This is a genomic window from Actinomadura sp. NPDC023710 (assembly GCF_040639875.1).
GTDB classification, from domain to species: Bacteria; Actinomycetota; Actinomycetes; order Streptosporangiales; family Streptosporangiaceae; genus Spirillospora; species Spirillospora citrea.
The window spans coordinates 18,874-31,192 of the sequence record NZ_JBFAGB010000064.1 but is presented as its reverse complement, the minus strand read 5'-3'; the positions used below and the strand labels follow the sequence as shown (position 1 = coordinate 31,192).

At 66.4% G+C, this 12,319-nt stretch carries 8 protein-coding genes and 3 pseudogenes; 1 reads left to right on the top strand and 10 read right to left on the bottom strand.

Features of this window, described 5'->3' with window-relative positions; genetic code table 11:
- From AB0H37_RS41930 to AB0H37_RS41890, 9 genes and pseudogenes are all read right to left on the bottom strand, one after another.
- A partial coding sequence (locus AB0H37_RS41930) for a hypothetical protein (RefSeq protein WP_360618224.1) occupies positions 1-449 on the bottom strand: 449 nt, incomplete at its 3' end.
- A 296-nt stretch (positions 450-745) separates the two neighbouring features.
- On the bottom strand, positions 746-1,510 hold the full coding sequence (locus AB0H37_RS41925; protein ID WP_360618222.1) for a TatD family hydrolase: 765 nt from the start codon (positions 1,508-1,510) through the stop codon (positions 746-748).
- Positions 1,497-2,777: a hypothetical protein gene (locus tag AB0H37_RS41920; RefSeq protein ID WP_360618221.1), complete on the bottom strand. Its 1,281-nt coding sequence runs from the start codon at positions 2,775-2,777 to the stop codon at positions 1,497-1,499. Before AB0H37_RS41920 ends, AB0H37_RS41925 begins: the two co-directional genes overlap by 14 nt.
- A complete protein-coding gene (locus tag AB0H37_RS41915; RefSeq protein ID WP_360618220.1) occupies positions 2,774-3,451 on the bottom strand; it encodes a hypothetical protein in 678 nt (225 codons plus the stop codon). Before AB0H37_RS41915 ends, AB0H37_RS41920 begins: the two co-directional genes overlap by 4 nt.
- Positions 3,452-3,561: 110 nt before the next feature.
- Positions 3,562-5,379: a P-loop NTPase fold protein gene (locus AB0H37_RS41910; protein ID WP_360618219.1), complete on the bottom strand. Its 1,818-nt coding sequence runs from the start codon at positions 5,377-5,379 to the stop codon at positions 3,562-3,564.
- 60 nt (positions 5,380-5,439) lie between these two features.
- Positions 5,440-5,565, bottom strand: a pseudogene (locus AB0H37_RS41905) (IS481 family transposase); the annotation flags it as partial.
- A 51-nt stretch (positions 5,566-5,616) separates the two neighbouring features.
- Positions 5,617-5,796: pseudogene (locus AB0H37_RS41900) on the bottom strand (integrase core domain-containing protein); the annotation flags it as partial.
- Between the two features lie 16 nt (positions 5,797-5,812).
- Positions 5,813-6,886 carry an IS110 family transposase gene (locus tag AB0H37_RS41895; protein ID WP_360618217.1) on the bottom strand — a complete coding sequence of 358 codons (1,074 nt, stop codon included), beginning with the start codon at positions 6,884-6,886 and terminating at the stop codon, positions 5,813-5,815.
- Between the two features lie 225 nt (positions 6,887-7,111).
- Positions 7,112-7,895, bottom strand: a pseudogene (locus AB0H37_RS41890) (IS481 family transposase); the annotation flags it as partial.
- 1,001 nt (positions 7,896-8,896) lie between these two features.
- Between AB0H37_RS41890 and AB0H37_RS41885 the strand changes: the two are divergent.
- A complete protein-coding gene (locus AB0H37_RS41885) occupies positions 8,897-9,727 on the top strand; it encodes a hypothetical protein (protein WP_360618216.1) in 831 nt (276 codons plus the stop codon).
- 958 nt (positions 9,728-10,685) lie between these two features.
- Here AB0H37_RS41885 and AB0H37_RS41880 read toward each other — a convergent pair.
- Positions 10,686-11,855, bottom strand: coding sequence for a site-specific integrase (locus tag AB0H37_RS41880; protein WP_360618214.1), 1,170 nt, complete (start codon positions 11,853-11,855; stop codon positions 10,686-10,688).
- Positions 11,856-12,319 lie beyond the last annotated feature (464 nt).

Below are 12,319 nucleotides of genomic sequence, written 5' to 3'. Positions count from 1 at the left end.
GTGGAGGCCGCGACCTTGATACCGAGCACCAGCAGTTCGCCGTGCACCCGTCGATAGCCCCAGCCCGGGTTCTCCCGCACCAGGCGCAGTACCAGAAGCCGGACGGAGCGGACGGTCGGTGGCCGGCCCGCCCGCTTGCGTTTGGATCGGGCGGCGTGCCGACCGGAAATCAGGTCACGGTGCCAACGCAGCACCGTGTCCGGCCGCACCAGGAGCCGCATCCGGCGCAGTACACCGCAAGGCAGCCGGTTCAGCAGCGCCGCAAGCAGTGCTCGGTCCGGAGCAGTGAACCGCACCCGCGTCCCGGCCAGCTGGCGCTCCAACATGGCGACCTGATGCCGCAACACCAGGATTTCGGCGTCCTTCTCCTGATCGGTCATCGGGAGCACGCGGAGGGCGGCGAAGGTGTTCGCCACGGTCAAGTAGGCCAATCGCAACAGCACAGCCACCCATCATCCCGCGGCAACCGCCTCGCCGCGGCCTGTCCTCGCGACTGACCAAGCCCCATGTCGGAGCCCCCGCCCTGCACCTCTCACCTGCACGGATGCAGTTTTCGGCAGGCACAGCATCGACCAGGTCGGATGGCATGCGAGCGCGACCTCGGGTTCAGGTTCGAAAGCCTTGCGCAACCTTGATCATCTGAGGTCGTGCTCGTTCGTTACGGGCCCGCCAGCCCCATGCTCGACAGCGCCGCAGGGCACCGGCCCGGGTATCTCACAATCCGAGAACGTATCAGCCCTGCCCTTCAGGTGACAAGCTCCTGAAGAAGATCGCGAAGGGTGGGGGGGAGCCGCGGGATGACTCCCGCGCGGTTGGTCAATGCGGCAAGGTTGCGGTACCAGAGTTGGCGGATGTCGGATACCGGTTGGTTCAGCAGTGCTGAGATGCGCTGTTCGAGGAAGGCGATGTCGCCTGGTTTGCTGGCGCGGGTGCTGCGGCGGCTACTGGGAAAGTCGGTCTCGGGCAGCAGCCGATTGGGAGGAATCCAGGAGAGTCGTTCGTCGGTCATGGCCGCGTTGACGGAGAAGTAGCAGTCAAGGGTGATGGCACGTTGGATGTCGGCTCGGGTGCCGTTGAACCAGTGCAGGATCGCCCCGGGATGCGGTCGGCGGGTGAGCGCGTCTAGCAGCTGACTGGTGCGGCCGGTGCTGTGCAGGGACAGCAGGAGCGGCTGCTCGGTGCAGAGGCTGAGAATGATGTCAAGTGCGGCCAGTTGGGGCGCGAGTGCGCTCTTGCGGTCCAGGCCGATCTCTCCAATGAGGGCGTGCTGCCCGACGGCGTGTTGGACGCTGTCTTTGGTGGCGGCCGCTAGCGCGGTGGTGATACCTGGGTGGGCGCCGTAACCCCAAACGATCGCGGCGTCGTTGCGGCGCGCGGCCGCACTGGCTTCGGCTGGGCTCCGGGTCATCGCGAAGACGACGGCGCCGTTGAGGCCCCTGATCTGAGGGTCGGTCACGTCGGGGGCGATGTGGGCGTGGCAGTCCAGCGGTGGCAGCTCAGATAGTGACACGAGCGAGTTCCTCCAACCCTCGGTTGCAGATCGTCAGCACCGCGTCAAAGTCGGTGTGTGGAGGCCAGAGCCCGGATGCGATGACACGGTATTCGTCAAATCCGGCGGCGATGGCGTAGGCCCGGGCAGCGATGTCGTGGCGGCGCAGATGCAAGAGCCGGCCGCGTGCTGACTCAGGCAGCGTGTTCACCAGGTAGGCGGTCTGATCGGAACGCTGTGCGCCAACGAACGCGCCGCGGCGCACCAGGCAAGCGATACACAAGCCGCAGTTGAGATTGGCGTTTCCGCCAGGCAAACGGCCAGCGTTAGGTTTGGCGCAGGACATCGTGGCAGCGGCCAGGCTCAGGTCATCGACGGAGCCGGGTCGCAGCGCCCCCGCGACCAGGTCGCCTTTGGTCATCGTGGCGTAAGGGTTGGTAATGCTCAGGGGCCGCAGAGGCAGCGTGTCGAGTAACTGTTGCAGGGTGTAGAAGGTCCAGGGATGGGTGGAGCGGGTGGTCAAAGGACCCCCTCGTGAGGGCTCCAGGGGCGGGTTGATGCTCGTGAACCCGTTCTCGGGGACCAAGATGCGGGTGGCGCGGTGGCCGGAGGCCAGCACCGCTGCCATGGCCATGAACAGCAGCGAGCGGCTGCGCGGCGTTGTTTCCCGGCGTGCGGTCAGGGGCCTGAACGCATAGCGAAGGTAGGTGGTTTCCGGTTGCCGCTGTGTCAGCGCCGTCTTGATCGTCTCTTGTGCCCTGCGCACTGCGGTTGAGGCGTCGCGGTGCCCCAGGAACAGGGTGGTGGCGGCATTGTCCAGGTGCAGCAGAGCGCCGCAAAGTGAGTCCAGGCCGCCCGATAGGAGACTGACGGAATCGATGCCGGCGAAGAATTCCGCAGAGGGGTCGAGGTGGGTTTGTTCGGCCGTCGGGTGGGCGGCGACGATGTCGATGCGCCAGTTGTCGCCCGTCAGCCAATGCAGCAGATCGGCGAACCGGTCCAAGGCATCCTGCGTGAAGGCTTGCGGCTGTTCGAGGTGCGCGATGATGTGCAGGTCCCGGCGCATGGCCAGCTCGGGACGCGACACGGTCTGGTCCGCGAGGTAGGCGGCGGCCACAATCCGCAGCAGGTCCTTGGCCGCCGGTTCGGCCGGGCCGAGTTCGCCCATCGACCAGCCGATGTCGGTGTGCAGCACGGCGGTCCGGCCCGGGACGGTGGGCCAGGGGTACAGGGCGGCGTCACCTCGGGTGCCGGTGGACCCGTCCGGCGCAAGTTCGAGCCGGTTCATGATGTGCCTCGCAGGCGGAAGACGGTCAGCACCTTGTGCGCGAGCGTGGCAACTGAGGTGACGAATGCCTGGGCGGTTAGTTGGGTATTCTGCGGCAGGTTGAGGGCCTTGACGCTGGCCCGCAGATACCTCTTGGCCTTGTCCTCGATCGTGCTGGCACGGTCGGGTGTGATGGTGTCCTCGCGGCGTTGTGAGGTCAGTTCGACCAGTACCTGCTCGTAAGCCAGATGCTGTAGAAACAGCTCCATCTGTTGCCCTGCGGTCAAGAGCTCGGGGGCTTTGTGGATCTCCACCATGGTGCGTAGCGTCGCGGCGCGTAGCGCCACCTCATCGGGGTGGTTGGGCGCGCCGAGCAAGGTGTCGACGATGTAGGCGCACTTGGCCCGGGGCGTGGGGAGGCTCTCCAGGTGCCCTAGGTCCAGACCGAGCTCGGCCAACGTGGCCTGGTCACCGCTGCGCAGCGCGGAAGCTCCCGCGACTGCCGCAGCGCCACGGGCGGCCTGTCGGCCCAGGTTGCGGGAACCTGCGCTGCTGGCTGAGCTGGAGCCCCCGCTACCCGGCGAACGGCTGGCACGCCCGGGCCGCAGCGAAGCCAGCGGATACGACGAAGGTCCTGGAGCCGGTCCGGCCGTCTTGGCCAGGGCCTGCATGAATGCGTCGACGAACTGCTGCACCTCCGCGTCTGAAGGCCCAGACCCGCCCGCACCCGCAGCGGTGGTGTAGGCGTCGTGGGCGGCGTCCCAAGGCTGGGAGCCGCTGCCGCCGTATGCGCCTGAGGTACCCACTACCGCTGCAGGTCGGCGAGCTCGGTCTGCGCCGCTCTGACCAGGTCGCCGTCCAGCTCGTCGGCATCGGCGATCGCGTGCAGCACGGTGGGGAACTCGCGCAGGAGTGGCACGTGGTAGGGCTCCAGCCGGCGCATGACAGCTGGCTGTTTCAGCACCCGGCCGACCGGTTCAGCAAGGTCGGGATAGCTTCCGCCGACCTGCGACAGCGATGCGATCGCCGGCTCTGGGTCTGCTAGGCGGGTCACCTGTTCGCCCAGGTTCTCCACCACGGTCTGCCGGTCGGCTGGCTCCAGTTCATCCAACTGCTGCACCGCCGCGTTCCTGGTCGAATCGGAGGCGTGGGTCAGGTTTTCGATGATCCGCATGAGCGCCCCGGTGACCGCCCCGCCGAAACGGACATCGCTCAGCAGCGTCGCGGCCACGCTGAGATACCGCTCGATCTGCGCCTGGAGCCCTACCAGCGAGGGCTGGCTGGCGGCCCACGCCCTGGTCTCCTCGCGCACGCCCGGAGGCCGGTCGCCCTCACCGCGAGCCCAAATCTCCCAGGCGACGACCAGCGCGTCGCGTTCCGCAGCGGCTTTCTGGCTCAGCAGACGGAACTCATCCAGGTAACGCACTTCCAGCAGATAGAGCTTGAGCAGCAGTTCGAGTTCCAGGCTTGCACCGCCAGCGCGGGCAAGATGCTCGCGGACGGCCAACGCGTTCAGGAAGCGCTTGATGGCCCGAGGGCTGCGCCACACGTCGGCGCCGAGTCCAACAGCGCACCGTGCCGCCAGCGCCAGATGCTCGTCCGAGGGACCTTCGCTCGCAACCTCGGCGGAGACGACATAGGGGGCCCTGCCCTGCAGCCGACGCTCGCGTGCTGCCTCAACAACCCCGCGAAACGCCATAGTGGTGAGCTGCCCTGCGTTCATGCACAACAGCAGCGCGATATACGCTTCGGCCTGCTCCAGCGACAGCACCGGCAGTGAGATCGGGATCTGGATGATCTTCTCGGTGTAGAGCTTGGCGAGGCCACCTCTGGATGCTCCCTCCAGGTGGATCCCGATCGCTTCCCGGATCAGTTCCTCGTCGGCCGCCAGCACGAACGCCGTCTGCGGCACCGACAGGAACAGCTTGATCGCCTCCAGCGTCGCCATGATCGTCGATGGGAGGCACCGGTCGAGGTCGTCGACGAGCACCACCACTTTCTGGATGCCCTCGACCTCGCGCATAAGTTCCTCAAATGCCGCCCGGAAACCCGCCATGCCCTGGGCGCCGGAGCTGAACCCGCCGTCGACGTCGTCGCTGGTATCCGCAGCGCTGTCGGAGTCGTTCAATGCCTGCCCGGGCTGGGGGGTCAGAACTTCGACCAGACTGCTCAGGTCCGGCGAGAGCGCCGCTGCGGCAGCCACCGACAGCTGCGCCACGCGCCCCCAAGCGACGCGGCGCCGCAGGCCACCCAGGCGGGTCACCAGCCGCTGACGTTTCGAGGTATCAGCGGTCACTGCCCCGATGCGGTTTTGCAACTCGTCCAGCACTTGGGCGATCAAAGTTCCACGCAGATCCTCGGCACCCTCCAACTCCCACGGGTCGATCCGGACCACGACTACATGGCCCGCGTCCTCGAGTTGATCGGCAATAAGATTTAGCGCGGTGGATTTCCCGCCGCCCCAGGCGCTGTGTACCCCAACCGTCACCGGATCCAGGCCGCCTGCGGTGACGATCCTCGCGACCACTTCAGCCACAGCATCAAATCCAAGCAGGTCCTGAACCGCGGGGTTGTCATCGAACAACGGCGCGGCGAAATCGGTCCGCATCTGAGAATTGGTCACCGAAACTCCGCCCTGATCGCTAGGTGCAGATGGGTCAAGACAGTCTAGTTGTTGCGTCGGGGGATTTCGACCGACCTTCTTCATGTCCAGATGTGCAATGTGACCCGGCCAGTGGGCGATGATCTTTCCAGGGTTACGGTTGCTGTCACCGCTGGGGTCGATGAACCTGCGCTGACCAAGCCCGAGTCAGGGGCGGGTGAGGGCACGGCGGTTGATGCGGGGCCTAGCTGTACCCGGTCATGATCTTGGTGACAGTCGGGTGATGGGTGGCTTGCCGTTCAGGGCCGAGTGGGGACGCTTGGTGTTGTAGTGCTCGAGCCAGGCGGTCAGGGCCTGTGTGCACTGGTCGTTGCTGGTGTAGGGGCGGCGGTAGGCCCATTCGGTGGCCAGGGTGCGGTTGAGGCGTTCGGCCTTGCCGATGCTCTTATAGCTGTCAAGGAGTCGCGCTGTGGTTGCTGGGCCGGGGTGTTCGGGGGGCCAGTAGACGGTAGACCTCGCGGGCGATATGGCGCTTGAGGCACCGGATGATCTCGGGTTTGGTCTTGCCTTCGGCTGTTCTTCGCGCGACGTAGGCACGGGTGCGTGGTTCCCATGCCATCCGGCTGACGGCGATCATGTAGAGCGCGTGGTTGGCCTGCCGGTCGCCACCTCGGTTGAGGCGGTGGCGATTGGTCTTGCCCGATGACGCGGGGATCGGTGCGACCCCGCACAGATGCGCGAACGCCGATTCGGAGCGGAGCCGTTCGGTGTTGTCACCGACCGCGACGAGCAGGGATGCAACCGTTCCGGTGCCCAGTCCTTTGACCGCCGTCAGCGTGGGCGCGGCCTGGTCGACGAGGCGTTGGAGATGCCGGTCGAGCTCTGAGATCTCTTCGTCGAGCTGCCGGTAGCGGCAGGCGATGGATCTCATCGCCAGTTTCGTCACGCTGGTGAGGCTGTCGGGGGCGGTTCCGGGGCGCCATCGTGTGATCGTCTGGATCAGTTCCGTGCGGTGCAGGCCGCGGAGTTGTTCGCGAAGGGAGTCGGAAGCGGTGACGATCAAGGATTTGAGCTGGTTGACCGCCTGGGTGCGGGCCTTGAGCGCGCTGCGGCGGGCGACGCGCAGAGCACGGATCATCTCCACTGCGCCGTCCCCGCTCTTGGGCACCGCTGTGGCGATGCCGGCCTGGACGGCCCGCGCGGCGGCCTCGGCGTCCAGGGCATCGGACTTGCCCTTGCGGTGACGCATCTGACGATCGGGACGGTTGACCTCGATGACCTGGTGACCGCGCCGTCGCATCCACCTGGACAACCCCGCGCCGTAGCAGCCGGTGCCCTCGAGCCCGACCCGTTCCACCGTGCCCAGCCCGGCCGCCCATGCCTCCAGGGAGGCATAACCCTCTGGGGTCGTGGGGAGCACATGTGTGCCCAGCAGACGTCCGCGGTGGTCGAGGGCCGCAGCGACATGGACGTCGGCATGGGTGTCGATACCGAGCGTCACGTCTGTGCTGGTCATGCTGTTGGGCACTGGTTCCTCCTGGCCGTGTCCGAGGGGCTGGAGCCGCACCGGTGGGCGCCGGGGACACAACTGCGATCAGGCGCGTGCGCCAGGCTCTTATCAGGTCACCTCCGGCGGCCCGCCGATGCGACCGCATGTGCTCTCCCGGTCGGCCGACAGATCGGCAACAAGGCACCACTGGCCGGTTGGTCTGGGGGTCAGGCCGACCGGAAGAGCACACTCGAGAGCTTCGCAGTTGGTCCATGGCTGCCGGGGCCGGGTGAACTTCTGCCGGGCGCCCAGCTGGGCGCAGGCCTGCTGGAAGGCGCCGGCTGGTCCGGTAGTTCTTGGCGTTGTCGGTCAGGATCCGCTGGATGCGGGTGATGCCGTGTGCGGTGAAGTGGGCGGCGGCGCGGGCCAGGAAGGCGGCGCTGGTGGTGCCCTTCTCATCGGGGAGGACCTCGGCGTAGGCGAGCCATGAGTGGTCGTCGACGGCGGTGTGGACGAAGTCGTAGCCGATGCCGCGGCCCCGCACCGCCTCGCTGCGGCCGTGGATCCGCCAGCCGCCGCCGTCGGGGATCCGGCCGAGTTTCTTGACGTCCATGTGGATCATGTCGCCCGGCTCGGCATGCTCGTAGCGGCGGCCGCTGTGACGGGTCGCGCGGATCTGCTGCCCGGTGACCGGGTCGCAGGCGGAGGGGGCCGGGACGCCGTGGCGGCGCAGGATGCGGGTGACGGTGCGGGTCGGCACCCCGGTCGCCGCGGCGATGTGGTCGGGGCCCGCGCGCAGCTCGGCCCTGGCGTCCAGCACCCGCTGCTCGGCCTCGGCCGGGGTCCGTGACGGGCAGGAGCGTGGTCCGCTGCGCCGTTCGGCCAGCCCGTCCCAACCCTGGCTCCGGTAGCGCCCCACCCACCGGTGCGCGCACTGCCGCGAGACGCCCAGCTCGGCCGCGACGTGCGCGACCGGGCCATCGAACACGACACGGCGAACCAGCAGGCATCTGCCGTGAAACGTCAGACGGGCGTTAGCGTGAGCCATCAAGACCTCCGGTGTCGGTGAAGCGTGCAACTCCACTACGCCCGGAGGTCTTCTTGCTGATCAAACACCTATCGGTCAGGTGTCACCAAGATCATGGCCAAGTACATCTAGCTCGGCCAGTTCGTGGGTGATCCGGTTGACTCGCGGGCGCTGCTGAGAACCTCCTCGACGACGCGGCGGCCAGGCTCACACCGAGTACCTGCCCCCAGCTCGCGGCGTAAATTAATCGCAAGAAGAGCTGTCCGGAACGTCAGGGCCCATTAGGACGCTGAAAGACCGTCACCGTCTTCTCGGTCACCAGCCTGGCCGCTCACCAGGCCCGCCCGAGCAAACTCGCGGCCTGATCCGGCGGCACGGGCAGATCGAGGCCCTGCATCACATCCGGGACGTCACCATGGAGGAAGCACCTGATCGGGCCAGCGCCACAAGGCGGGTGCCGTGGACGCCGGGGTCAGATGAGGCTGTATCGGGCCGAGTTCGTCTTCGGTGGCCCGCAGCGCCTGGGTGAGTGTTCCTTGTCCGATTAGGTCGGCTGGGCAGGTCGGACACTGCCCACGCCGCGGGTGACCTTGAGGTCGGGGCTGTGTGGTGTGGGTGCGGACGGCGAGGAAGGCGTCGTGGGGGTGGTCGGCGCGCACTGCGTGCCAGGAGGTGACATCGGCCAGCCAGGCTGGCTGGTCGATGGTGCCCGGCTCACTGCCTTGCGGGGTGAGGGCGACGGCAGTCTGCGGGCGGATCGGCGCCAGGTAGCAACATCGGTAGTGGTGGTCACCGCGCTTGCAGCACCGTGAGCCGTCGAGCCTGCGTCGCAGACAGGAGGGTGGGCGCGCATCGCCATGTTGCGTTCTCTTCGAGCTGACACCCCTCGCGGAGACACGGTCTATTCTTCTGCGGTGACCTCGTTCAGCCCTGATCGCAAGCTATGCAAGCATCTTTTCGGTCGCGCAAATAAGTGTGCTTACCCCGCCTGCGGCCGCCCCCTGATTGTTGAGCATCGAGGCGTGTTGAGCGTCGGTGTCGAGATTGCACACATTCGTTCACGCAGTGCACGTGGCCCCAGATATGATCCCTCGCGGCCGAAGGATCAGATCGATCTTGAGGCGAATCTCCTACTGTTGTGCTTTGAGCATCACAACTGGGTAGACGAACATCCCGACCTGTACCCTGCGGAAGAACTTATCGCCTGGAAGAGGGCGCAGGTGGCGCAGGATAGCGGTATTGACCTGAGTGATTCACAGATTGCTCAGGTTCTGGACGCTCTAACCAAACCCGCAGCGGAAGTGGAACTAGTGGGAGTGGTCGGCCTAGGAGTATCCTGGCTTGCCGTTCCTTTCGGAGCCTGTGGGACGGCAGAGTTCTTGAACGCCAAGGACATGAAGAACTACCTAGGCGTTCGCGTAACGAACACCGGGCCCGTTCCGTTCGACGTGGACGGCACTGGGATTGACATAGACACGGGAAGCGCAGCGCCATCCAGGTTTATGTTTCCGGCAGAAAGTTATCCAGGCCGCCCACCGAAACGTCTACTCCCAAACTCAAATGGAACTTGGATAGCACACATTCCAACTATCGGAGCTGGCCTGAAAGAGGCTAGAGAGAAGCTTGGCATGCCCGAGCCGTTGGCAATCCGGCCTTACGCTCAGGTTGCGTCTAGAAAGCCTGATTTCGCAGGTGAGTGGATACCTCTCGACGGCCTCCAGAAGCGCTGGATGCTGCGCACCGCACTTGAGTGGGCCGAACACGGCGACATGCAACGACTTCAACAAAGGCGAGATGGTGCTGATGTGATAGCTGAACTGGTCAAGTATTTCGCCGACAAACAGCCGGAGTAAAATTCAGCCCAACAGCCATCGGCGGTGTCTCAGGGATGATACGTCGGTAGGCACGGTCTTCCATCAAGATCACGGAGCGTCAGCAACTCCATGATCTTGGGAAACCGTGCCTGTCCGCATCTCAGTCACCCTCAACATCCTGAACCGGACACCGAGCCACTTTGCCGAGGCCCTGCATCCGCCGCTCCTCCGGCCAGGTGTAAAAGAGGGTCCGCTCAGTGACGCCCTGGGCGCGATGGGCATACGTCCATCTGCAATAGCGCGACCGGTTGCGTGCTCGCCGCAGCCGGCCGCAGCGTTCTTGGCGTTTTGAGCGGGCGAGAGGCTGAGCAGATCATGAGCACGCCGCGGCGGTCAGGATTGGCCGTTGTCCGGTGCTTCCCCTTCAGGATCCTCTTGAGGAGTTGCATCTCCATCGAGCAAGCCCAGTTCGCGAGCGAGTTTCCGACCGTGCGCTTGCCGAAAACTCCATCCATGCTGGTCAAGCGTGAACACCGACGAGCAAGCCACAAGATCGTCAACGGCCCATGTCGGCTCGTTGTCGGCTCGGCGGTTCCGAACCGGACCGGCACGCGGCGACACCATGCGCCACGAAAATCGGGCTCGATGCGGACGGATCGACACAGGCCGACACCGAAAGGGCCACGCCGATACGACAGTTTCGCTTTTAATCCGTAGGTTGTGGGTTCGAGTCCCACGCGACCCACCACCCCTGACCGGGGGAAACACCCTTCGACGGGTGCGTCGGGGATCATGCCTGGGGCCGACCTGAGGCCACCCTGGGGACGGGATGCAGGAGCAGAGACCTACAAAGTGGCTCTTCTCCCCCAGGCCGTCGTTCGGGCAGGTTGGATCCGCGCACCGACCGGTCGTCAGGTGCGGAGACGGTATGCGGTTGTCCTTTCCCGGTCGAAGATCTCATGTCGAGGAGCCAGAGCTCTGAGTCGCGTGCGAGCCGCTACCACGCGGGAGGCTGCGGGGCCGGTCGGGCCCGGGGGCGCGCACGCGTAGGCCTGCTCGTCCTGCTGGTGCGCTTTCGGGGCAGCCGCGCCTGTCCGTTGCGCGGGGCGTACCGCTTGCGGCGGGTCGGGCCCTTGCCGCGGCGTCGGGTGGTGCCGGGCACGATGCCGGCGGCGTGCATGAGCAGTGCGGCGGTCTTCTCGGCTGCGGTGTGGGCGACCTGAGGTAGGACGCTGGTGTAGGTGTCGGCGGTCAGCACGATGCTGGAATGCCCCAGCATCTCCTGCACCACCTTCAACTCCACACCCGCGGCCAGGGCCAGGGTCGCGGCGCCATGCCGCAGATCGTGCAAGCGGATCGGCGGCATGTCCTGCTCGGCGATCAACCGCTGGAACTGATGGGTCAACCATCCCGGCGACACTGGCTCACCGTTGAGATTGGTGAACACATAACCGCTGTCGCGGTACCCCTCGCCGAACGCCTCCTGCTCGGCCCGCTGCCGGCTCCGGTGCGCCTGCAAGGCGGTCACGGTGGTGCGGTCCAGCGCGATCACTCGGTTGCTGTGCGGCGTCTTGGGCGCGCAGGCGGTCAGCCGGCCGTTTCTGCGCTGCACCTGCTGGCAGATCACCGCGGTTCCTGCGTCCAGGTCGACCTCGCACCAACGTAATCCGGCCGCCTCGCCGCGCCGCAGCCCGCGCAGCGCGATGAGGTGGTAGGCGGCGTACAGCCGATGGCTTCGGATGCCGTTGAGGAACTGGGCGGTCTGCGCGACCGTCCACACCGCCACGCTTGGGCGCTCCCCCGTCCGCCGCCACTGCTCGACCCGACCCGCAGTCCACACCACCGCACGCGGCCGCCGCGCCGATGGAAGCACCACCAGCGACGCCGGGTTCTCCTCGATCAGCCCCGCCCGCAGCGCGGCATTCAACGCCGCACGCAATGTCGCCCGGATCCGGTGCAGCGTCGCCGTCGTGACCGGCCGTCCCTTCTGTTCGTGGTCGTGCGCGATCGTGGCCAGCATCCGCTCCACATGTCCGACCGACACCTCCGCCACCAGCAGATCACCCAGCAACGGCTCCAGATAACGCTCCACGTGATCGGTGTAACCGACCACCGTCGACGCGGCACCTGGATGGTTCGTCAACCACCGCGCCAGCCACTCCGCCACCGTCAACGGACTGCCCGTCGGCCCACGCAACCGACGCAGCTCCTCCTCAGCCGCCTTCCGGGTGGGGAACCCGCCCCGCCGGACCCGCCGACGGATCCCGCCCGGACCGCTGTCCAGTTCAAGCCGCAGATACCAGCTCCCGTGGCTCCGCTCCATCGCCAGCCGGGGGCATCTGCCACCCACCGCCCGGCCCGAAGCCGGATCTTCACACCCACACCGGCGGTACACGCCACCAGCACCCCGAACACGTCCCATACGACCATCGTGCGCTCCACCAGAACACCCCAGAAGGGACAACACCACCTCAACCAGGCCAGCCGTCACCACCGCCACCCGCTGCGTCCACTCCTGCACGACAGCCTTGAACCTCGTCACAGAAACCCGGACGGCCCAGTTGTCGTCGTCCCCCGCACCGCATTGGACGGGGTGGTTGGATCCCAAGGGGACCGAACAACGCGTGGGAG

Excerpts from the sequence above, each read along its gene's own strand:
- AB0H37_RS41920 (WP_360618221.1), bottom strand. The coding sequence starts at position 2,777 with ATGAACCGGCTCGAACTTGCGCCGGACGGGTCCACCGGCACCCGAGGT.